A 23,702-nucleotide genomic window follows, 5' to 3' on the forward strand; every position below is an offset into this window, starting at 1 on the left:
TAAGTGGCAAGATTCCTACAGCCAACATTACATGGAAACTGAAGGAGAATCAAAGCATGCCAACTGACCCCATATGCAAAATGACAGTACAGTCTGATAGTCAATACAGCACAGAATATGATGGCAAAACCTATTATTTCTGTTGTCCTCTTTGTAAAGCTAAGTTCGATGAAATGAAAAAGGGAACTATAAGGCTAAAAAGAAGTCTAAAGGATCATGAAAGAATATCTTTTGGGAAATTAAGGAAAGAAATAATAAAACCGGGAATATGCACCCTTTGCGGAGCGTGTGCAGCAACCTGCGACTCCATATCCATTGAGGGAAATCAACCAAAACTAGTGGATAAATGTACAGCCTGTGGAGTCTGTTACAACCAATGCCCAAGGACCATCACAACAGAAGAAGGACTCATAGGCAAAATCAGACACGCTTACAGTTCCAGAACACTCATAAAAGATCTGAAAGGGCAGGATGGTGCTGTGGTTACTTCCATGCTTGCCTACGCTCTGGATGAAGGACTTATAGACTGCGCGGTAGTAACGACAAAATCAGAGGATGAGCCATGGAAACCTGTTCCTACAGTGGCAACCACCTATGATGAACTGGTGCAGTCTGCAGGAAGCATCTACAGTCACAGCATGACCATGGAAGGCATGATGGACGCTATCAAACAGGGTATGAGAAGTATTGCCTTTGTTGGAACAGCTTGCAATATTGATGCCGTTACAAAAATGCAGAAAAGTCCTTATGGTTTTTTGCATCTTTTCATGCGAGCCAATATATTGAAAATGGGCCTTTTCTGTATGGACACTTTCTACCATGAAGGTATCAAAGAGTTTGTTGAAAGTAAAAATATGAAGCTCAATGATATTGAAGCCATGAAGATTCGCAAGGGCCAGTTCGAGTTCCAGACTCATGAAGAAGTTAAAGTATTCCCACTGACAGAATTTGACCAGTATAGAAGCAGCTCATGCAAATTCTGTACCGATCTGACTGCCGAGAACGCCGACATTTCTTTTGGAGGAGTCGGTACACCTAATGGTCGGACTACAGTTCTAGCGCGTTCGGGAATGGGTTATGAGATCTTTAATGAGGCTGTGGATAACGGATACATTGAATCCCGGGTGCTTGAGAAACAAGAAATGGAAAAGGTTCTTAATCTGTCGATGATGAAAAAGGTGCAGATGTACGGACTTAACAAAAGGAAATAACCTTAAATCTTTTTTTATTTAAAATAACATTAGAATTAAAACTCAATTTGATGCGATTTTGAAAACAATTATCATATATACATCACATCAAACTAATTCTCATTTTTAGAATTTATATTTGGTTTATAATTCCATATCAAGTTATAAGCCAGCATAACACGATTCTGTCTGCCATCATTGGAACGACATTTGAAAATATACGATATAAGCTAATAGTTTTTTATATGACCGGATTTTAATTATAATATACAAAGTTTATCAGGAGATTAAAGATGAGTGCGGAAGATGTCGTCGAGAAATTCGAAACAGATTTCAGAGAAGATGAAAAGACCGCTAAAAATTTTATTATATATCTAGAAAAAGAAACAGGCGAAGAAATAGAGAAACTCACAGGAAAATCATCCAGCATTGTTAGTGGCGTTGTTGGTAATATAATGGAGTGGTATGACTTCGCTCTCTATGGTTATATGGTTCCGATAATTTCTAAATTGTTTTTCCCGGGTCAGGATGCCATTGTTTCGATAATGGCTACTTTTGCAGTTTTTGCGGTTGGTTTTATAATGCGACCATTAGGTGGTGCTATATTCGGACATCTGGGAGATTTGAAAGGAAGAAAATTCACACTTTATCTATCTCTTATTATGATAGGGATAAGCACCTCCTTAATAGGCGTATTACCTGTTTATGCAAATGTTGGACTGCTGGCTCCTGCACTTTTGGTACTCTTGAGAATGATACAGGGTTTATCCGTGGGTGGTGAGTTCAGTTCATCGGTTACCTATCTGGTAGAAGAGGCACCTAACGGTTACAGAGGAGTATTTGGAAGTATAGCCAATATTGGAAGTATGGTCGGTATGTTATTGGGTTCAATAATTGCAACAGGGATCACATCAATACTATCGGAGCAAACACTTTATGCCTGGGGATGGAGATTGCCATTTTTCTTATCAGCTTTACTAGCTGTCTTTGGTATCTATTACACATCCAAACTTCCTGAATCACATATGTATCTAAGGAATAAAAGACATGAGGCAACCTTACCACTAAAAGAAGTAATGAAAAAAGGGAAACGCGAACTTGTAAGTGGTATTTTATTTAGTATGGGATATGCTGTTCTTTTCTATCTGCCTCTTGTATACATGCCTACATATCTTAATACTGTAGCAAAAATTGATATGAGCAAAACTCTCCAAATAACTACCCTGATCACATTTATTTTGGTATTTTTTATTCCACTTATGGCGATAATCTCTGACAGACTCATAAGGAGAAAAAAGCTTTTACTTGGAGCTTTTATAATAGCTCTCATTGTCACTATACCATTCTTCAGTCTTGTAATGACGAAAAACTACATACTGATCTTTGCAATAGAACTGATCTTTGGTTTAATAATAGCTGTGCCTCTTGGAATAGCACCTTCCATGTTTGTAGAACTATTTCCTACAAATTTCCGGCTGACTGCTTATTCTATAATCTATAATGTAGGTCTTGGCATTTTTGGCGGATCTGCCCCGATGATCTCTACATGGCTGATCAAAACATCCGGTAATAACCTGGCTCCAGCATATTATCTTTGTTTTGCTGTAGTCTTGGCAATTATAGGATTATATTTAATGAAAGATAGAAGTAGAGAACCTTTAAGGTGATAATTTAGCATAAATATCAGCAGAGAAGAAGAATTATGACGGGGCAGATGTGGTCAAGAAAGTTAAAATAATGGCTTCTGATGCCTTTGCACAAAAAACATACGAAATTGTACAAATGTTGAATAATAGATTGTAGAGTTAAAGCTCAAGTTGTTGTAAAAATCAATAACATTAGAAAAGAAGAATTGTGGTGGGCCCGATGAGATTCGAACTCATGACCCCCGCCGTGTAAAGGGGTTACTAGATGGCGTTTCCTGGGAACGTACCCCCGGATATCAAGGCCAAGAGCCACCGTATGCCACGGAGCCATTGCAAACTGTTTTGTTGAATGATTTATGGGTCCACCATCGAGAATCTTTCAAGGATTGGTTGAACGCTAAAGATGTTTCTAAGACAACAAAGAGAGATTACTATAACGCTCTTGAACGATTCTTTTCTACTGAATCTGTTCAGAAACCCCAGGACTTCAGGAAACTCAATCTGAGAGATAAAGAAGAACGTGGACTACGTAATTTACTGAACTACTTCGAAGATGAAGATGTAGATGATATCTGTGGATATATCATTCAGAAATGGAGACGTTACATCAAAATTAAGAAATCCAATGTCTTTGAAGTTTATGTTACTGATGAGGAGATACAGGAGGCTTATGAAAGTTATCCTGAAGATTTGAAACCTATCTATAAACTACTAATGTATTCAGGAAATCGTCTCTCCCATATTCACAAGATGCTAAAGACCTTTGATGAACGTAATATTGTTGTCGACGGAGAAGTAGCACATTACCCATCAGCTGCTTTCTCATCAGGAACTAAGAAGACTTTTCAGATATATTTTCCAGCTTCTTTCATTACTACAGTGAAAAGTATTGATACAGTCTATGGATATGACTATTACGCCAAGAGAATCAGGCATAATCGTGTATGTGCAAAGACTATTCGTAAATGGCATCTGAATTTGATGATAAAGGAAGGGGTTACTGAAAGTTTAGCTGATTTTATACAAGGTAGAGCACCTGCAACGGTGGGAAGTGCTCATTACTTGAATAAAGTTCAGCAATCGAAAGAGGAGTACAGGAGAATTGTGAAAAATTTAGGGTTTCCATAGTGCCGAATTTATTTTGATATTTATGAATACATTGCAATTTAGTAGACATACATTAAATCATTCAAAATTAATATATATAATAATGAAGTGTTGGATGTTATTACTCAACTTCATTTATGTACCGGTGATTATGGTAATAATAGGTGATTATCGTTTGAAAGACATGAAACCACATAAAAATGGTTGGTTTAGAAAGGCAGTTTTAGCCTCAAATTTACCAATAATGCTTTCTACATACAATGTTGAAACCATTCTAAATAAAAGTAGATCATTCACGTGTTATTCACCGATAGAGTATGATATTTTGTTTTGTTCATTTGCCATTTGCGGAACAGGAAATAATGACGAAATTACAGATGAACAGTTCAAGTCCATTATGAAAGAATGTTTAAAAATTTTGGAATCGAAACCTAATTATTTATTTCCTTTAAACCGTTTTGGTATTGAGCAGGGTATTAGACCCTATTGGTTTTCAATTCCAATATATATTGAATTATTAAAACCATTTAACAATGAGATTAACTCGATTTTTGGAGTTAAAATTGAAGAAATATTTTATTTTATCTCTAATGTAGCCTCTAAAAGCTATAATACTAAAGAAGCTTATTTTGATATTTATATATATCCAGGATTAATATCTTTAAAAGAGGATTTGACAATAGAACCATCAGCTATTAATTCTTTGGAAGATACATGGAATAAATTGTTTATAGAGTTGGAAAATAATGTCCTAATTCCACTCCGTTCTAGATTTCCTGAAACCATTTATGCATATGTATGCGAAAAACTAGAATCATCATTTAGTACTTTTGGTACTGAAAAAGGACAGTCTCTTGAATCATTGGTTGAGAGAGAGTTAAAGCAATTTATGCCTCGTTCTGATTTTTATTGGAAATATTATATTGGAAATAAAAAACATGAAAAGGATTTGCTTATTCTATATAAAAAAATAGGTTTTTGCATTGAATGCAAATCAGTTAAGATGAATAAAGCATCGTTTGATTGGAATATAGCAAAATTATCCAGTAATATTGAAAAAAATGTTTCTAAAGCGCTTCGCCAAATTAATAGACCTTTAAACTTATTGCTTGAAGGAGGAATTATTAAACACAAGGAAACAAAATACAAAATAAAATCTAAAGATTACTATCATGGTTTTATTGTAACTGATCAAATTTATAGCCCACTAATCCGCGCTTCATTTGATCATGTGAGCAGGTCTAAGTCACATAGTACTAACGAACTATGGCATGGAAAAGACATTTGGGTTGGTTCAATTATAGATTTCATATTTTTACTAAAAGTTACTAAAACTCCTTCTATATTGTTTGATTATCTTTCAAACTTCAGGTCATTCGAACATTTTAAACACAATGATGAGCCAGAATCATGGATGCTTTATCGTGGAAATTTATTTAATCCTTCAACTTTTAACATTGAAAGGGAATATAAATTTAATGTTATAGTTAAAGATGAGTTTGAATGGGATAAATTTAGAAATAATGAAGAGGAGTATTGTAAACCAATATGGCTAAACGGAAAATTTGATTTGATTTACAAATACGATAAAGCGGGACTTTTTTCAAATTCAAGCAATGTTATTAATCAACTCCGAAGTAATGTTTCAAAACATCCTAAATAAAGTACATATGATATAGTTCTATGCCACACCAAAAGAATATATTAATTATTGATTGTTTAAATTAATTCATGGAAACAAATAGAAACGAACTGACAGAATATGTATATTCCTTATATGATAGAGGATTAATGAGTGATTATTCAAATAATCATTTTTTAATCAAGGCCATGAAAGGGGAATTAACTTACCTTTACTTTCAAAATAATCCATATTTAGGAAATCGAATTATTACAAATATTAGCGGTATGGATTTTTCAAGTACATTTATATGTAATTTCTCAATCAAAATGCATTATCTTTCATCTATTTTTGTCAATAAAGATAAATTTGAAGATTTTATAAAAAATCAATTAGCTGCTGGAAAAGAGAATTATTCAGAAGATCAATTCTTCCAAGCAATTTCTGAAATTAACGTTCTTCAATACTTATCCTTGTATTCTGGAAAATTGAAGGAAGCATTCTATGAACCAGAATTATGTGATGATACAAATCCAGAAGCAAGATTTCATTTTGAAAATGGAATGATTTTTGATATCGAAGTCAAAACAGCAAATTTTGGTGAAGTACTTGAAGATAAAATCAAAAGAAGTCAGGATAAAGATTTTTTAATAAAACTCAACTTTGTAATGTCAGAAGAATCTAAACAATCCTTAAAAGAATACTGTGATGAAAAAAATATTGAACTTTTTTTTCCTCGCGTCTTGAAGTTAAAAGATTTCATCGAAAGTGCTGGAAAAAAATTCGAAGAAATAACAGACGAAAAACATTTCAATTTATTGTTTATTAATTGGACATATATAGATTACATGGAATGGAGATTGAACGAACCAACATTCCTATTAACAAATCCAATTAGTGCTCTACTATATAATGAAAACGTACAAGAAATAATTGGAATAGACAAAAAATCATTGGATAAAATTTCTGCTATTGTACTATACAGGGATAATATTGATACCCTTTTATCACAAGATTTTAGATACCATTTTGCTCACCAAACTTTCAAATTAATATTAAATGAAAATCTAAAATCGATTAATAATTTCAGCCTACTTTGTAAAGCATTGGGCATGAATCCATACGATGCAGAAAGCGAAGCTATATCTTATGCAGAATGTGTAAAGTGTGGAGCCAGCACTGATAATCAAAATGCAAATAATGCTCTTGAATTTGCTTTAAAGTTATGGCAAAAGAACTCATAAAAAACATTAAATGTTGGATAATATCAATGATTGTTCCTTATTAAGAATAATATCCAAAAGAAAAGGTACCGCCTCTTTCAGGCGAAGTTTAAACTTATTAAGTTCGAAGAAATAATAACTTCATCAAAACAACCAAAGCATTCAAGGAGATTCTGATTCATAATTATGATTCTAGTTTACCTGAACCACTTAATATAAATGATGAGAAACAGGTAAAATGATTTTATTAAACAAAATGACTCCTGAACTCTGCTGAAAATGACTCTCCATTTGACAAAATAATTTTTTTAGAATTAGGATCATACACTGCATTTTCAGGAACGATGATTTCTCCACTTGAACTGCTTTTAAAATATTTGCGAGCCACATCCAAATCCACTAAAATAACTCCTTCAGGCATTTCTATAACTATTTGTGGTTTATGTATGGAAATATTTGTTATAGATGATCGCAGTTTAAGAATCTTCAAGTCTTCATTTGGAATTTTTTCCCCAATAAAATCAAATACGCATTTTTTCAGTAGGATGTAGTCATCGTATTGAATTTCAAATTTTGTACCAATTTCTATTTCCTCAGGCAAATCAATTATTGGTTTAGTACCGAATCTTTTAATTGTATTTTCATATCGAGATTTAGTCATCTCATTTACAACGCCACCATTGTGACTTTGTTGATTTCTCATAATCCAAATAAGAAAAACAGTAAAATCAGATGGATTTGAAAATTCGTAATTTTCTTCTTTGCCAGCTCCATTTATTGTAGTGGGGCACTCTGTAGTGAATGTATCTAATGCATTCATTAGGTTTAATGTAAAATTAGAGTAATTGTTAGTGCCTCTTTTTTTTCTCAAGCCGTCTGCATCTTGAGCTTTGGCTACTTCATCCATTGCAGCTGCAGTACTCTTAAAGTTCTCCGGAGCTTTTAATTCAAGTTCTACCCAAAGATTATCCCATTCATTTCTGATTGTATGAGGATGTTTAAAGTGTTTGTTCTTTTTTTGAGACATATAATTCTAAACTCTTTGAATCTAATACCTATTTTGAACCTTACAAATAATTTGCAAAGTATTTGATAGTATTAACACTACGCAATTATATTTAAATATATATAGCATGTCATGCAAATACGAAGAAAATACTAATTTGATCGTTCATGTTGTTAACTTAATCACTTGGAGACTTCAATTTGGAAAATGAAGACAAGATAAAGAAGCTAAATGATTCATTTCATAGAAATTCGGGCCAAATATTAGGAATGGCATTACATATAGAAACGCAATTGGACCACTTTATAGCGAATTACTTCTCAAATCCTCAAAACTACAGAACTCTTATTTTCAAGGATTTAATTATACTTGACATGTCATTTGGGAGAAAAATAAGGATTTTTATAGAAATTTGTAAGAAAGAACAAATAAATAAAAAATGGCTAAATGAGATTAAAGAGACCATTGAGTTTGTACAAAGAATAAGAAACAGAGTGGCACATGATCAAGCAACTTTTTATCAGCAAGAAGAGAAAATTGTACTCCAAAAGAAAAAAAGTGTTACAAATAAGGAAGATGAATTAGAAATTACAGATACTTTAGTTGATGAAGTCGATAAAAAGCGATTATTTTGTTTACAAGAAATCAGCAAAGTTGCCATTAAGATATCTGAACTTAAAAAAGAGGATTCTGATTGGTAATTAAGAGGTTTATAGTAATTTTAAAATTTCATGATGAATTACACAAACAAAAAGTGAATTGTTGGATATAAATAAGAAGTTCTAAATAAATTGTCAAGTTGAATTCCTTTTTTCAATATAGTCTAATTGTTTTCGGGGTAATTTATTGTATACTTTTTCATGGACACTAGAAGACATCGTATATTCTACAATTCGATTAACTAAGTGGAATAAATCTTGAGCCATTTCCAAATCGTCTCTTAAATCCATTGTTCCAGGATGAACAGATTCGTTTCCTATAACTCTTACACAATCAAGCGATTGTTGAATATCTTTGGGAATTCCGCTGTCGACTAGTGTTTTGATGTCGTTATTTATGTTTTTTCCAGATCCTCCAATGTATGGCATTAGTTTCTGAATAGATAATCTTAACAAAGCACAAGCTGAACGAGGAGAGATTTCTAAAACCCTTCTTGCCTCTTCAAATTCTGCTTTTACGTCTTCAGGCATTTGAGATGTTGGTAAAGGAGCGGAAGAAGAAATAGGATATACCATTTTCATCTTAATCCATAATGAGTGTTCTAAACATCTTTGACAAACACATATTTTAGTATCTTGAATATTGAACTTCCCTTTTCTCTCGAGAAGAGTAAATATGAAAGATGATTTGCATAATTCATCAGCATATATAAAAGACCACTTCTGATGTGCAAAGACACCACAGTGTGGGCAATTAAAAGCATCTTTTTTATACTCAGGTACACAATTATTCATCAAGAATCTCCTGCTTATATTTCTGATAAATCTATAAGAATGGGCATTATTTCCTTCCCTTAGATCCGTTTCCATTTGCTGAGTTCATTTTTGTCAACTAAGATATCACTTCAATATTAAATTATGGTGATATTCTAAGTCTTATATCCCTATAAGAACATGCTATTTACCTAAAGAGACACTACTTACAAAGTTATAAACAGTACAATTCATTTTGATAAATATAATGTCCAATAAAATAGAATATTTCATACTTTTGTGACATGTATGTCTATCTTTATCACATTACTGTATATTATAGTTGGGAATAAACATATACTCTGCGTAAATATCAATCACATCCCTTACTAAATCGGACCGATAAGTCAAAAAATCTAAAAACATTTCACTGCTTTTCATTTCTTCTATGCGGAAATCTCCATCATTATATTCTAATCTATGTATGTCAATTGTATCTGGCTTTATTTCAGTTAGACTGGTTTCGTAACTTAAACCAAGAATCTTCATAATTTTTGAATCCAATAATCCGATAGTACCGAACTGTTTTTGCATGAAAATATTAAATGCATCACCTTCAAAGAAAATATCGACTATTTGTTTCAGTTGTACATTATTCTTAGTCCACGAAATAAATCCATTATAGACTTGAATAGAATTGACGTCTAAGTTCTCGACAATTATTTCATATGCAGGTATAGAGTCTTTATTTTGAGAACAAGCAAATATTGATTCTAATATGCTATCAGGATTAAACACATTAATTGATACTGTGAATTTGTTTATTTTTGTTAACCTGCTAAATATCGTAGAAATATGTTTTTTCCAAACCTCATTAAAGCATAGGCAATTAAGTGAATCTTTTTTAATTTCAAGTATTTTGGCTTTGTTTTTTGAATTAGCATAATTATAATAACACAATTGATTGCTGCCATTAAAACCCAAGATCTCATAGAGTAAAGTTGAATCATTTAGTCTTTGATCATTTTCAAAAAAGCCATTTCTAATAATACCTAATACTTCATAGTTCTGATTCAACTTGTACATTAGTTTCTCTGGATAGCTATTATCCAGTGAATCATATTCGATTGCATCTTTTCCATAAATAAATTCACCTAAAACTAAAGATTCCAGCTCATATAGGTAAGATTCCTCATCATCAAATTCCACTGATTGATTGAGTATTTCATTTATTTCATCATGATTAACACAATTATTTTTTTTTTCAGTACATATTCTCTTTAAACAGTTTGTAAAATAATCTGTACTGTATTTTTGGATTATGAGATGTAATTCAAAAGGATCTATGTCGTTTTTTGGATTAAGAACTAATATTGCAAAATCACTAATTCCATATGAGGGGAGAAGGGATTTGATTTTTTTAATAGTTGGAGACACTAAATATCCATTTTGATAATAAAAACATGTGTGATTCCGTGAAAATTCTCTAATCCATTCTTCAGGTATTATTTCGATTGATTCTATTTTCGTAGGGAAATAATTAGAATCAACTTCTAGTTTGTACCCTTCAATATTGTATATTGATTCTCTCACATATTCAGAAAAAGGAACCAATAGTTCGGCCCACTCTGTAGAAACAACAATTATACGCAATTCACTTTGCTTGATTTTTAAATTTTGCCTTAAAAGCCCTGCGTATTTCAAAATTTCATTTAAAGTTTCTCTTGATGAATGATTTGATCGTTTAATTTCTATGATTACATAATTATTCTCAGAATCAGTAGCCAGAATGTCGATGAAACCATTTGATCCATACTTATTTTTTAGATAATATTCTTCTTCAGCTAATGTTAAATCACTATCTATGAATGATAAATTTTTAGCTAAATTTTCTCGTATAATATCTTCATTTCGTTTCATTCCCTCTAACTAAATTTTTATTACATATATATTTAATTATAAATGATTCACAGGTTAAGGTTCTAATACGAATGACAAGCTAGTAATTTATAGTATATGGCAAAAAGATGTCTACAGATATATACCAACTATTTTACTAATTGATGATGCAGGGAAATCATAAATTATATCGGAGCCCAATATTTCTTGAAGTTCTCAGCTTGCTCAAAGATTTCCTCATAAATCTCATCCCTATCTATAAGAGGATAGTTATTTTCTGCTAATAGAGTGATTCGATCAACTTTATAGAATTAAGAGGGGGATTAAACATATTGTGTGATGTTTTTGGAGATTTAATTTCACTTAAGCAGGATTAAGTAATACTGTGAACAACAAGTTTAAACGTTTAGATCATTAATTATTACTACTGTTGAACCCGCCTCAAATAGGCGTTATTTGAGAAGGAATCAATGGAATTATTGGACTAATATGCAAGTATTTAAGCAATTTCCCGTAGTAGCAAATAATCACAATTTCTAAAGCAGAATACACGCCCTTTAATAGTAAACTGATAGTAAATGCCAATGTGCAGCGTGTTCTACATCCGACGGGGACAAGATTTCTGGATTAGTTATAAAAAATGATGGTTCACCTGCCGGTGTTCTACTTAAGGATGAAACAAAGCATTGTTCACACAATATCTCTTAAAATGATATCATCGATTTTTACTTTTATACAGATATAGTATCATCATCTTGAACCATTATTTCAGCTTGCTCTGGAATATTTTTTATTACTTGTTTTAATGTCATAAGATTACGCCTGTTTTTCAGTAGCTTTTACAACAAAGTATGAATCACATGATTACTTATATTATTCATTCTTGGATTTCTACTAAAAATCTAGATGGACGTTGCAATCTTTCATCACCCCATGGCATAACTCTTTTTTTCGGATAAGTGATATATAACCATCTTTTTGCTCTAGTAATAGCTACAAATGCATTGTTGCGCTCTTCTTCTATTTCTCTTTGTGTATTAGCTCTATAATCAGGAAAAACACCATCACACATCCCCATGAGAAATACTATATCTTTCTCAAGGCCTTTCATGGTGTGAACAGTACTTAATGTTATGCCATTTTCATTAACATCCTTTGCAATCTGTCCTAATGCTATAGCGTTCCGAAATGCAGATAGTGAATCTCCAGTTCCTTTGCGTTTAAATCTTATCCAACTTTCACTAAACTCATTCAATTCATCCAAGCTACGTTTAAGTTCTTCCGCAGGGTTTTCAACGGAGGTATCTTCATTTATAGGAAGGGAATCGGCAAGTTCCTTTAACTTTCGCTCAAAGTCTCGAACGAACTTTGGAATATTGGGATTTGAGACATCCCATTCATTTACCGATCTAAGTATTGTTGAATACAAATCAGAGTTATTCTGATCTATAGTAGAAATTTGCTGTGCCCAAGTGTTAAGCAAGTCATCCTGTCCCCATTTAGTAGGTGGATTTAAGTTAAGCAAATTGCATAATTTTTTACCATTTACCCAGTCTTTTGAATTCAATTTAATACGAATTGCATGATCTAGTATTTTTCCAAACAAAGATTCAGGCTCCTGATTTCTCTCTCCTTTCCGTATTGAATAGATTATTCCATTGTTCGTAAGAGCCTGCTCGATTCTTGAAAAAATAAACCGATTTCTTGCGATGATAACCATCTTGTCAAGTGTAATTTCACCTTCAATATCGCTATCCATCCTTAAATGCAACAAATTTTTTATTTCTTCAACAATCCAATTAGCTTCAGCATTTTCGTCGTCTAGTGCTTTTATAATTAGCTGACCTTTCAGAGCATATTCATGCCCTACCTGTGATTGTGGCTTTAGTTTATTTGCAGCACTTATTACCGCTTCAGAACTTCTATAATTTTTATTCAGCTTGAACTTGATAGGAGAAAAATCATTGTCAAATTGCTTACATAAGTATTGAATGGATGAGCCGTTAAACCCGTATATCATTTGATCGGGATCACCAACTATCAAAACACTCTTTATCGTTTCACCGCACAGAGCCTTTATGAATTCATATTGGGCTCGATTTAAATCTTGTCCCTCATCAACACAAACATGCTTATATTTAGCTCTATAAACGTTTCCTATCCATTCATGTGTGAGTAATATCTGGTGAGCATAAACCAATATGTCATCGTAATCTATGCCACCACTATTGAGTAAAGCATTTTGATAATCCTGATACATTTCCCATAGCACTAAATTCTCAGAATGACTACTTACAATATCCTCTTCAGTAAGCAAATCGCGTTTGATTAGAGAAAACTCATTCATGTATCTTTGAAGATTTTTTTCACGATTACGTTGTTCTCTTGAATTATCTACGTTTAAGTATTCATCGATATCAATGCCTTCCTCTCGTAATGACTGCATAAAGACTTCCATGCGATCTTCATCTTTTTCATAGATTTGTAGTTCACTTGGCAATCCAATAGTATGTCCATATTGTTCCAAGACTCTTTGAGCAACAGAATGTATTGTTGCAATCCAAACCCTTTCTTCAATATTTTCGCAGTTTTCTAGTCTGTACTGCATTTCTTCAGCAGCTTTGTTAGTAAAAGTGAGGGCAATTATTCCTTCTTTTTTTGTTGATTTGAGGATATGTCTAATACGTTCAGTTAAAACCCTAGTTTTTCCCGAACCTGCAGAAGCTAAAATTCTCATTGGTTGACCAATCGGTGCATTTACTATTTCATTTTGCTCCGGTGAAAGACTTATCATTGTGATATCCACCCCTTAATCTGTTCAAATGCTTCTTGTACAGCTTGTGGAACTAATTCTTCTTTAGATTTATTATTTGGGTTTCTTGCAATCACATCTGCAAGAAAACCTGCATATGATGCCTTTGATTTCCTCATTTTATTCAGAATATCCGAATCAGTGAAACTGTTAATTTCCATTTTCTTCGCTTCAATAAAAGAAGAATTGTCAGTCCCTCGTGTTTCCGTCAACACAAGTGCTTCGATTATTTCAGCTCGTAATCCCTGCACATTAAGTAATTCAGCTTCAATATCATTACCACTTCTTAGATAGCTCACACTAAAAATATCGGGTTCAAGTGTCAGGCATGTACGTGTTTTGATTTTGGATATTTGAGCTTCAATATCTGTCTTTGTCCGGCCATCATTATCACTGACAATAAAAACAGGAATACCAAAGCTGCAGGCCATTTTGATAAAAGGAGTATAATTTTTCCCTGCAACACTTATGCAATTAACACCTACAGAAAATGGTTTATATCCACACCAAGTTTCAAACATTGCTGGAATCAACTGTTCTTCGGTGACACCTTCCACAAGTATGACTGCTTTTGCAAATAATAGTTCACCTCGGAAACGCATTATTTCCCTCTGAAGAATATTAATGTCTTCGTTATCCAGACCATCCATCATTGAACTCACTTCGACATTTGAAACGCATTTAACCATTCGTCTTAAATTATAAATATTGGCCATTGCTGCTAGATACGGAGAATGACTGCTGATAATTACCTGTCCATTAGTCTCAAGTAACTGACGATATAAAGTGCGTTGTGCATTGGGGTGCAAATGTGATTCAGGCTCTTCTGCGGCCAATATTGGAAAAAAAGGTTCTGCCTCTTTCTCGTGATTTTCAGCTCGTAATTCTGAAAATGCCATTACAGTTAGCATCGATGCCCAACTCCGAGTACCCATTCCGTGATATTCCATTGAAAAAGAATGTGCATCTGTATCTCCAAAATGAACACTGAAACGTTTGGAAAGGTCACGAACTTTTTTGGGGAATGGTGTTAATTCTGTATGACCATTTCCCTCAAATGAATTGTTTAGTTTATTTAGGTGATTTTTTAGTACTTTAAGTTGTTCGCTTTTATCAGTTGCTTTTTTATTGATTTCGGCTAACATTTCCTCTAGTTTTTTAATGTCATCATCATCATACTCGACACTCGATAAAACCCGGCCAATAAACGATGATTTTTCTTTAAGTTCATTATGAATATCCCGTTGTGCTTCGATAGAAATAAATGGAATAGCTTCTAAACGTCCAGTAATCTTACGATTCCTAATGACGGTTTCTTCTTTCCACTTGTTAAATTCTGGCCATTTCTGTAAAGAATATCTTTCAATAAAGTATCCACCTTTTATTTTATCATGACCCACAACTGATCTAATTGCAACAAATTGATTTCCATCTGCTTCAGACTGAATTTTATCTCCGAATTCGCCTAACCATTCATCTGAAAAATTGCCTATGCGCTTACCTAAGGAATCTGCTGCTATAATACGAAGATCAACAATTATTTCATCCCACTGTTCTCCGTTCTCCTCAATATGGAAATCATCATCTGTTAAAAAGCGTAAATAGTCCCCGAGAGCAAGTTGAAGAGCTTTAATAACTGAAGTTTTCCCAGAATTATTGGCACCAATTAGCAAAGTAAACTTGGGTAATGAAATCTCAACATTTGATAGCCCACGAAATCCGGAAATTCTAACAAAATCAATTCGAATACTCATTTTGCTCACATCATAGTTCTGAATTATAGTGATGGCGGAAGTGCAATCCCTAATTTATTGATAGACTTTAAATGGAAACTCTGCAATATAATTCAATCGCTTCATATGAATTTTAAATTTAGTGTATACATTTAAAATGAAGTTGATAACTTTCAAAGCTTGTTTTACTTGGCAATAGATAGGTTAATAGTTAAAGCATAATAGGCTCAGCAGTGGATGGGTGTCCATCATGATATTAGTTACATGATACTAAGTAACTATTAGAGTGATGCCTGGTCTCCGTTAGTTGCCAACTTTATTTTGTAGCATGTCATGTTATAAAATTACCTGACAGTAGCATGACGGTACGACAATATTTAAAAATATATAAGTATAATACCATTTATTTCTATTGTTAAGAAATTAGGAAACATTAATCAAATTTTGTTTATTAAATGATGTAGGGTAAACAAATGGAATATCAAGATATCAAGCGCCTTAAAGATAATCATCCCTCCCTCAAATTACTTAATGCTGATAATAGTCCATTGATAATCAGTTTTCTTTATCGCAAATTCAAAGAGAACAATGTTTCTACTGTACCAAAAAATAAATTAGAATCGAGTCTTTCAGATTATTTATACTCCTTAAAAGAAGATGGAATAGGGGCATATCCTAGAACACCATCTGAATACTTAGATGATTGGACTAATGCTGATTTTTTGAGAGCATATTATTCTTCAGATGATGAAGTTAATTATGACCTTACTCACCACACCGAAAAAGCACTTGAATGGATTAAAAGCCTGTTAGAAGCACGAAAATTTGTAGGGACGGAATCACGCCTCCTGAAAATAATAAGCACACTAAAGGAGATTGCTTACGAAAACACGGATGATCCTACGGAAATTTTAGAGGAGCTAGAGAAACAAAAACGCGCAATTGAAGTCAAAATCGATATGGTCAAAGCAGGTGCCAATGAGAAATTAACTGAAACACAAATAAAAGAACGTTATCTTGAAACATGTGATACTATAAACAAGATGTTAGCTGATTTTAGGGAGATCGAATATAACTTCCGCAAGCTTGACATGGACACAAGAAAGAAGCTGATAGAAGATGACGTTAAAAAAGATGAGCTACTTGATGATATTTTCTACACAAAAGACCATCTCCGTAATAGCGATCAGGGGCAAAGTCTTGATGCATTCTGGAAGCTTCTCCTCTCTCCAACTCAACTCGATGAACTCGATAAGCTGATTGGGATGACATTAAACCTTCGAGAGATACAGGACATTAAAGGACAGGACGATACTCTCGAAGAAATGAAGATACGTCTTATTGAAGCAGGTGACAAAGTAAACAAGGTCAACAGATCACTTGCAGAGCAACTAAGCAGGTTCCTTGATGAAAGATCATACCTAGAAAACAAGAGAATAATTGCTCTAATTAAAGAAATCAAATCGACCGCAATTCGCCTTAAAGACAATCCTCCCTCTGAAAATGACTTTATAACAATTGAAGGAAAGCCTGAAATTGAAATGGTAATGGAAAGACCTTTGTGGAGAGCTCCCTCGGTTACAAAACTGCGTAAGAACGAGATGAAAGCCGGGTCTTCAGATGAAGTAAACCCATCTGCTCTTTTTGACAAGCTTAGAATCAACCGAAGAGAACTCAAAGCAAATATTGAAGAGTTTCTGGATTCTGATTCACAGGTATCTCTGAAAACAATATTGGAAAAATATCCAATTACAAAAGGTGTCCTTGAATTTTTGGTTTATGCGGACATAGCATCTAAAAGTGAAAAGACAATTGAAAACAAAGATGTGAAGGATAGAATTCCCATCTCGAATATGATAACTGGTAAGCAGCACGAAATTGAAGTATTCCAAATAATCTTTTGCAGGAATTAAACATGACAGAAAATGATACTTATCTCCCCTATGCTGCAGTATTAATTAAGTTACTTAAAGGTAATCTGTTTGATAGTGATGTTCAGACATGGAACAATCTCATTCAATACAAACAAGCAATACAGAATTATTTTTCAAGTATTGGACTTGAGTTATTCGTTCATGAGAATGATGGCTATGCCTTTTTAAGACAAAAAGATTTTGAGGAGCAAACAGACCAGTCTCTGCCTAGCCTAGTAAGTAAAAAGCAACTAACTTTCCATGTCACAACGCTTTGTGTGCTTCTTGTAGAAAGGTTGTACGAAGATCAAAATACAAAAGGTAATGATTCTCCTTATCTTACTATAGATAGAAAGTCCATCTACAATTTAATGGAGCCTTTTATGGCGGATACTTCCAACGAGGCTAGAACCAAAAAGAAAATTGATTCATTTATCGATAAAGTAAAAGATTATGGATTTCTAAGACCACTAAAGTCAGATGAGAACACTTTTGAGGTCAGGAGAATACTTTGTGCCAAGATTCCAAATGAAAAGCTCCATGAAATCAAGGAAAAGTTAGTTGAATATTCTACGAAAGAAGAGGAGATAGAAGATGGCACAGAACTCATTGATTGATTTTTCAGATGATGATCATGTGAAAGGTTTCCGTCTTGACCGTTTGGAGGTCTACAATTGGGGAACTTTTGATCAGAGTGTCTGGATGATTGAACCACATGGTTTCAATTCGTTAATGACGGGCGATATTGGATCTGGAAAATCAACACTAGTTGATGCTATAACAACTTTATTGGTTCCTCCTAAGAAAATAACATTTAACAAAGCAGCAGGTGCTGAAAGAAAAGAAAGGACTCTTCTATCTTATGTACTTGGAAGCCATAAAAATGAAAGTGATGGAAATAATAATTCCAGGCCAGTCAACCTGCGTGATGATAAAGATTATTCTGTGATACTTTGTTATTTTTTTAATCGCGGACATAATATAGGTATGACCTTGGCACAGATTTTGTGGGTGAATGCTGATAAAGTGAATAGGCTTTTTGTAACTTCCACAGAAAATCTCAACATATTGGATCATTTCTCACCTAATGAGGAGGGTACAGATATTGATTCCCTTAAAAGACAAATTAAAAGCATCCCAAATGCTTCTGTTTTTGATACATACATTGAGTATAGCAACTCATTCCGACCATATTTAGGAATTCGCTCCGATAAAGTGCTTGAACTATTCTTCCAAACAGTTTCGATGAAATCCATTGATAAATTGACCGTCTTTATGAGAAATCATATGCTGGAGAAAGTGGATTTCAAGAATGAAATAACGGAAATGATAAGTAGTTATGACAATCTCACAAGAGCTTATGAATCTGTTCAGAGAGCTAAGGAGCAGCTTAATTTGCTTGATCCTATGATGAATAATATCTCCAAATATGAAGAAGTAACAATAGAAATAGAACGATTATATGATTGCTTAAAGTACCTGCCTTACTACTTCTCAGAGAGAAAACATGCTCTACTCATTGAAGAGATAGAGTTTTGTGAAAATACTCTTGCTGAACTAAAAAAACAAATAGCTTCTAAAAAGACAGCATTAGGTCTGTTAAGGGAGAAAGAGATAGACATCTCAATAGCCATTAGCAAGGATAAAGACGGACAAAGAATCCATGGAATAGAAAAAGAAATAGGCATACTTGAACAAGAAAAAGAAGTAAAATTTTCGAAACAGAAACGATATTCCGACCTATGCAAATCAGTTGAAATAAAAGCCGCAGACAATGAACAAAGCTTTAAAAGGTCAATAAGTGATGCCAAAGAAAAACTTATACAAATCGAGCATCAAGTAGACAAAAATGGAGATGAAAGAGATGAATCCCTCTTATCTAAAAGCAGATTAGAGGCAAGTTACAACGAATATAGGGAGGAATTTGAGTCTTTAAACCAGAGGAAAACAAAGATACCATCCAGCAGTCTTGATATTCGTAACAATATAGTTGTTAATTGTGCTTTGGAAGATATAGAATTACCTTTTGTAGGAGAACTAATTACGATAAATCCTAATGAAAGAGAATGGGAAGGATCCTTAGAAAGACTTCTTCATAATTTTGGTTTGAGTCTACTTGTCCCTGAAGAGCACTATAGAACAATAAGTCAGTATGTCAATCAGACTGACCTTAGAGGACGACTTGTTTATTTTAAAGTACCTAGCACATCACCATTTTCATCGGACAATGAAATCCGTGAGAATACAATAATCAATAAACTGGAGATTAAAGAAGATTCCAAGTTCTACAACTGGATACGCAGTGAACTTATTACAAGATTCGATTTTGTGTGCTGTGAGACGATTGAGCAGTTCCAGAAAGAAAAGAGGGCAATCACCAATAAAGGCCAAATAAAAGGTAGTAGGGGCAAACATGAAAAAGATGATAGGAATCAACTTTATGATCGAAAAAGGTTCGTTCTTGGATGGGATAACAAGGAGAAGATAGCAACAATCAAAGAACAAATGGACTCCCTGCATCAACAATTCGAGGAATGTGCCAAGGATTTGGAAAGGTTCAAGACAAGAGGAAAAGAACTTGAGACGCAAAAAGGGAATCTGTACAATCTTTTGGAGATTAAAGACTTTGAAATGATTAATTGGCAAAAGATCGCTACAAGAATTCAAGATTATAAGAATGAGATAGCAGAACTCGAACAAAGTTCTAACCAATTGAAGACTCTAAAATCACAAAGATCTCAGATACAAGAACGAATTGCCATAGAAGAAGATGATCATAATAAACTTCAGGTTGATGAGGCCCTTACTATTGACCGAAAAACATTGGCATTAAATGAATTTGAAGAATGCAAGGTAACATTAAGTGAAAGTCCATTTAGTGCAAATAAAGAAAAACCTGACCTTTCTCCCCACCTGAAAACAGATGAATTCTCTATCACTACAATTGATCGTGAATTATCCGATACAGAGAAAAGCATCAATGGAAAGATAGCGAAAAAAATTACCAAAATACGAAGCCTGACTGAAGATCTAGCTGCACAGATGGCTTACTACAAAAAGACCTATCCTGAGGAGACGATTGAGCTTGGAGTTAATATGACAGCAATACCTGACTTTGTTGCTATCTACAAGAAATTGGATGAGGAGAATCTACCAAAGTATAAAGAGAAATTTGAAAAAGAATTGCATGAGCACACTACCCAGTCAATCATCACATTTAAAGGAAAACTAGAAAATGAAGTACAGAAAATTAAAAAGAATATAAAAATTATCAATCAATTTCTACATGAACTAGATTACAATCCTGGCACATACATTGAACTGCGAGCTGAAGAAGTCACTGACCTTATCATTAAAAGGTTCAGGAATGATTTAAAAGAATGTATATCGGATACCTTTGGTAGTGAAGATGTATATAGTGAAGAGAGATTCTATAAAGTCAAACACTTATTGGATCAATTTAAAACAGCTGATACCGTTGACAACAACTGGACCAATAAAGTTACTGATGTAAGGAACTGGTTAAATTTCTCAGCAGCTGAAAGGTTACTCAGCGATGGGAGTGAAAAAGAGTATTATAGTGATTCATCAGGGAAATCAGGTGGACAGAAGGAAAAACTGGCATATACTATCTTAGCATCTGCACTTGCATATCGATTCGGTCCTGCGGGGGATAAATCAGAATCCAATTCTTTCAGATTTGTTATTATTGATGAGGCTTTTGGACGTAGCTCGGATGAAAGTACTGAATATGGCCTTGAATTATTTAAAAAATTGAATCTTCAGCTTTTGTTAATTATTCCATTAAAAAACAGTATTGATGTAGCAATTGATTACGTTAATTATATTCATCTGATTTCTAATCGAGATGGGAATTACTCGATGATTAAAAACTTTACTATGAAGCAATATGAAGAAGACAAAGAAAAATATCAGATGGAAGTAGGGATATGATCATCCAACCTGATAAAATCAGATCAATAGCAACTAGCTGGTACAAGGATATACTGTCCTCTTCAGTATATGGAATACCGCAATTCCCAAGAAATGTCCGTTTCAGGAAAGTTAAATCAAATGAAACACAGGAGAATTTCTTCAAAATCAACACAGAAACTGATAAGCTAATAAATGGGTCAAAGGAAAAAAAAGGTTATGGGTATACAGTGGAACTTGCTCAGCGGAATGACCGAAGAATTGGTCCACAAAAATTTCCCGAAAAGATATACTTTGAAACACTTGACGATTATCTTAAATTTTTCAGGAAAGAAGCGCAATATGCTGAATTTATAGAAATCACACAAAGACTAAAACGAGAACTGCCTCATCTACTGCCTTGGGTAGAATCAAATCCAATGAAGGTAATCGATAATCTTGGCAAATGGGATGATATCATCAAAGTCTGCTATTTTTTTCTTGAAAATCCTATGCCTAATATTTTTATCCGCGAAATTCCTCTCGACATATCTACTAAATTCATCGAAGAGAACAAGGTCATTATCAAGTACTTACTAGACATTCTTATTGAAGATTATGTCAACAAGGATGAAACAGATTTTAACAAACATTTCAATCTAAAGAATAATGAGCCTCTAATAAGGCTTAAAATACTCGACCCTAAAATCGCACACGAATTTTTTAGTGGAGTTGATGATCTTAGCATCCCTCAAAGTCAGTTCAATCAACTAAATCTTCCATGCAAAAGAGCGTTTATTCTTGAAAATAAAACCAACTATACTAACATATTCAACTTCTTGACACTTCCTTCACTAGAAGGATCAATTGCTATATTTGGTAAAGGATTTGGTGTTGGCTTGCTAAAAGATGCGACATGGTTGTCAAATAAGCAAATCATTTATTGGGGTGATATTGATCCTCATGGTCTTCAAATATTGTCTCAGATAAGGGGATACTTCCCTCAAACACAATCATGTATGATGGATCTTAATACATTTACAGATTTTAGTTCTCTGTCTGTGATGGGTGCATGTACGGATGTAACTGAGATTGAACATTTAACACCTGATGAACATGAACTGTTCGATTATCTTAATAGCATGGAAGAATGCAATCGTTTAGAACAAGAAAAGATTCCTCATGAATATGCTTTGAAGATGATCTATGAAATTGTAAACATATAATTTTTAAGGGATTGATACCAGAATGGGAAACAAAACCCACACCACATGTGTAAAATCAAGCTAACTTGATTTGTTATATGGTTTAAACTGAAAATATAAGTCCTTACCTGACTAAGTGGTGCAGGTGTTGCAACTTCCCAAAAAGAAAATTTCTATTGCTCAAACTGGATTTTTGTTTTGATTAATTCTATATAAGTAATTCAAATTTGGATTATATCCAACTTTTACTGCTTAGTACCTGTTAAATGTTCTACCATCTTATGAAAAAGCAGAACTGTATTTAATACCTGTTTAAGTATAAGTTAGCCTTAGTTATCCTCATTATTTATTTTATCCATATACTATATCAATTTGCAAAATTTATGCTGATAACTTAGGGTTAAATAGTATCTAAGATAGCCCTAATTAGATAGTATCTGTGTACTAGATTAGAGAGTCACAGACTAGTTTGTAATTGTTTGGTTCAAATTGGACAAATTTTCTTACTTTGGAACATTTATATGATGTTCAACTAGATTTAACTGGTAATTGAACCATAATAACTTTTCAAATATTGCGTACCTTTAGAACTATATCAAGCATGAATGCTTAGAAGGTCTAGTAAAATGACCTTACTTCAGACTACATGTATACAACCTGTACCACCTAATACACCTTAAACAGTCTTAATACATTATACTACTACTGAACCACTTCATACGTCCTATAGACTTCTATTAAACTACTTAGACACTGCTAGCAGTACTGCTAAGTTAATACTAAGATATATACTATAGTAATACGTTGGTAGCAAAAACCGTTAAAAGAAGTTCTTTTATGAAAAAAAGCGTTTAAACCGCTTAGAATTCCACTGGAAACATTGGGTGCATTTCCACTGGAACTACTGGAGATTTGATTATAGATTCAAATAAGAATTAAATCATGATCATAACCCACTCATAGGTTTTTCAAAAAGTACTCTGTGGACTGCAAATTTTCGCTCAGATTTTAATGTTATACCCC

15 protein-coding genes are annotated in these 23,702 nt (G+C 33.4%); 10 read left to right on the forward strand and 5 right to left on the reverse strand.

The window, feature by feature from the left end; translation table 11 throughout:
* Positions 1 to 56: 56 nt before the first annotated feature.
* The 5 genes from BLP52_RS08520 to BLP52_RS08540 all read left to right on the forward strand — a co-directional run bounded on the left by BLP52_RS08520 (position 57) and on the right by BLP52_RS08540 (position 6,808).
* Positions 57 to 1,211: a Coenzyme F420 hydrogenase/dehydrogenase, beta subunit C-terminal domain gene (locus BLP52_RS08520; protein ID WP_091710061.1), complete on the forward strand. Its 1,155-nt coding sequence runs from the start codon at positions 57 to 59 to the stop codon at positions 1,209 to 1,211.
* Positions 1,212 to 1,483: 272 nt separating this feature from the next.
* Positions 1,484 to 2,857, forward strand: a complete 1,374-nt coding sequence (locus BLP52_RS08525) for an MFS transporter (protein ID WP_091710062.1) — start codon at positions 1,484 to 1,486, stop codon at positions 2,855 to 2,857.
* A 369-nt stretch (positions 2,858 to 3,226) separates the two neighbouring features.
* Positions 3,227 to 3,964, forward strand: coding sequence for an integrase (locus BLP52_RS08530; protein WP_162272961.1), 738 nt, complete (start codon positions 3,227 to 3,229; stop codon positions 3,962 to 3,964).
* A 154-nt stretch (positions 3,965 to 4,118) separates the two neighbouring features.
* Complete coding sequence (locus BLP52_RS08535; RefSeq protein WP_154717821.1) at positions 4,119 to 5,606, forward strand: hypothetical protein; 1,488 nt, start codon at positions 4,119 to 4,121, stop codon at positions 5,604 to 5,606.
* Between the two features lie 68 nt (positions 5,607 to 5,674).
* A complete protein-coding gene (locus tag BLP52_RS08540; protein ID WP_154717822.1) occupies positions 5,675 to 6,808 on the forward strand; it encodes a hypothetical protein in 1,134 nt (377 codons plus the stop codon).
* A 226-nt stretch (positions 6,809 to 7,034) separates the two neighbouring features.
* Here the strand turns inward: BLP52_RS08540 and BLP52_RS08545 are convergent, their stop codons facing one another.
* Complete coding sequence (locus tag BLP52_RS08545) at positions 7,035 to 7,814, reverse strand: hypothetical protein (protein ID WP_091710066.1); 780 nt, start codon at positions 7,812 to 7,814, stop codon at positions 7,035 to 7,037.
* Between the two features lie 179 nt (positions 7,815 to 7,993).
* On the opposite strand from BLP52_RS08545, the gene BLP52_RS08550 reads away from it, so the two are divergent.
* Positions 7,994 to 8,494, forward strand: coding sequence for a hypothetical protein (locus BLP52_RS08550; protein WP_091710067.1), 501 nt, complete (start codon positions 7,994 to 7,996; stop codon positions 8,492 to 8,494).
* A 93-nt stretch (positions 8,495 to 8,587) separates the two neighbouring features.
* Here the strand turns inward: BLP52_RS08550 and BLP52_RS08555 are convergent, their stop codons facing one another.
* The 4 genes from BLP52_RS08555 to BLP52_RS08570 form a co-directional block, all read right to left on the reverse strand.
* A complete protein-coding gene (locus BLP52_RS08555; RefSeq protein WP_091710068.1) occupies positions 8,588 to 9,322 on the reverse strand; it encodes a DUF4145 domain-containing protein in 735 nt (244 codons plus the stop codon).
* A 210-nt stretch (positions 9,323 to 9,532) separates the two neighbouring features.
* Positions 9,533 to 11,125 (reverse strand): PDDEXK family nuclease, encoded by a 1,593-nt coding sequence (locus tag BLP52_RS08560; RefSeq protein ID WP_091710069.1) that lies wholly within the window; start codon positions 11,123 to 11,125, stop codon positions 9,533 to 9,535.
* An 856-nt stretch (positions 11,126 to 11,981) separates the two neighbouring features.
* A complete protein-coding gene (locus BLP52_RS08565; protein WP_091710070.1) occupies positions 11,982 to 13,898 on the reverse strand; it encodes an ATP-dependent helicase in 1,917 nt (638 codons plus the stop codon).
* The gene (locus BLP52_RS08570) at positions 13,895 to 15,670 is read right to left on the reverse strand and encodes an ATP-dependent nuclease (protein ID WP_091710071.1); all 1,776 of its coding nucleotides are present in this window, start codon (positions 15,668 to 15,670) and stop codon (positions 13,895 to 13,897) included. The genes BLP52_RS08565 and BLP52_RS08570 overlap by 4 nt, the downstream gene beginning before the upstream one ends.
* 452 nt (positions 15,671 to 16,122) lie before the next feature.
* Here BLP52_RS08570 and BLP52_RS08575 point away from each other — a divergent pair, with 452 nt between their 5' ends.
* From BLP52_RS08575 to BLP52_RS08590, 4 genes are read left to right on the forward strand one after another with little or no spacing between them, the layout of a single operon-like run.
* Positions 16,123 to 17,562, forward strand: a complete 1,440-nt coding sequence (locus BLP52_RS08575) for a DUF3375 domain-containing protein (RefSeq protein ID WP_091710072.1) — start codon at positions 16,123 to 16,125, stop codon at positions 17,560 to 17,562.
* Between the two features lie 2 nt (positions 17,563 to 17,564).
* Complete coding sequence (locus BLP52_RS08580; RefSeq protein ID WP_091710073.1) at positions 17,565 to 18,179, forward strand: DUF4194 domain-containing protein; 615 nt, start codon at positions 17,565 to 17,567, stop codon at positions 18,177 to 18,179.
* A complete protein-coding gene (locus BLP52_RS08585) occupies positions 18,157 to 21,516 on the forward strand; it encodes an ATP-binding protein (RefSeq protein ID WP_091710074.1) in 3,360 nt (1,119 codons plus the stop codon). The genes BLP52_RS08580 and BLP52_RS08585 overlap by 23 nt, the downstream gene beginning before the upstream one ends.
* Positions 21,513 to 22,700, forward strand: a complete 1,188-nt coding sequence (locus BLP52_RS08590; protein WP_091710075.1) for a Wadjet anti-phage system protein JetD domain-containing protein — start codon at positions 21,513 to 21,515, stop codon at positions 22,698 to 22,700. Before BLP52_RS08585 ends, BLP52_RS08590 begins: the two co-directional genes overlap by 4 nt.
* Positions 22,701 to 23,702: the final 1,002 nt, after the last annotated feature.

This window comes from Methanolobus vulcani (assembly GCF_900100715.1).
In the GTDB taxonomy this organism is placed as follows: domain Archaea; phylum Halobacteriota; class Methanosarcinia; order Methanosarcinales; family Methanosarcinaceae; genus Methanolobus; species Methanolobus vulcani.

Bases quoted from the DNA above. Each gene is read 5' to 3' on its own strand.
- BLP52_RS08520 (WP_091710061.1), top strand. From the start codon at position 57: ATGCCAACTGACCCCATATGCAAAATGACAGTACAGTCTGATAGTCAA.
- BLP52_RS08525 (WP_091710062.1), top strand. From the start codon at position 1,484: ATGAGTGCGGAAGATGTCGTCGAGAAATTCGAAACAGATTTCAGAGAA.
- BLP52_RS08570 (WP_091710071.1), bottom strand. From the start codon at position 15,670: ATGAGTATTCGAATTGATTTTGTTAGAATTTCCGGATTTCGTGGGCTA.
- BLP52_RS08590 (WP_091710075.1), top strand. From the start codon at position 21,513: ATGATCATCCAACCTGATAAAATCAGATCAATAGCAACTAGCTGGTAC.
- BLP52_RS08555 (WP_091710068.1), bottom strand. From the start codon at position 9,322: ATGGAAACGGATCTAAGGGAAGGAAATAATGCCCATTCTTATAGATTT.
- BLP52_RS08560 (WP_091710069.1), bottom strand. From the start codon at position 11,125: ATGAAACGAAATGAAGATATTATACGAGAAAATTTAGCTAAAAATTTA.
- BLP52_RS08580 (WP_091710073.1), top strand. From the start codon at position 17,565: ATGACAGAAAATGATACTTATCTCCCCTATGCTGCAGTATTAATTAAG.
- BLP52_RS08565 (WP_091710070.1), bottom strand. From the start codon at position 13,898: ATGATAAGTCTTTCACCGGAGCAAAATGAAATAGTAAATGCACCGATT.
- BLP52_RS08545 (WP_091710066.1), bottom strand. From the start codon at position 7,814: ATGTCTCAAAAAAAGAACAAACACTTTAAACATCCTCATACAATCAGA.
- BLP52_RS08540 (WP_154717822.1), top strand. From the start codon at position 5,675: ATGGAAACAAATAGAAACGAACTGACAGAATATGTATATTCCTTATAT.
- BLP52_RS08575 (WP_091710072.1), top strand. From the start codon at position 16,123: ATGGAATATCAAGATATCAAGCGCCTTAAAGATAATCATCCCTCCCTC.
- BLP52_RS08585 (WP_091710074.1), top strand. From the start codon at position 18,157: ATGGCACAGAACTCATTGATTGATTTTTCAGATGATGATCATGTGAAA.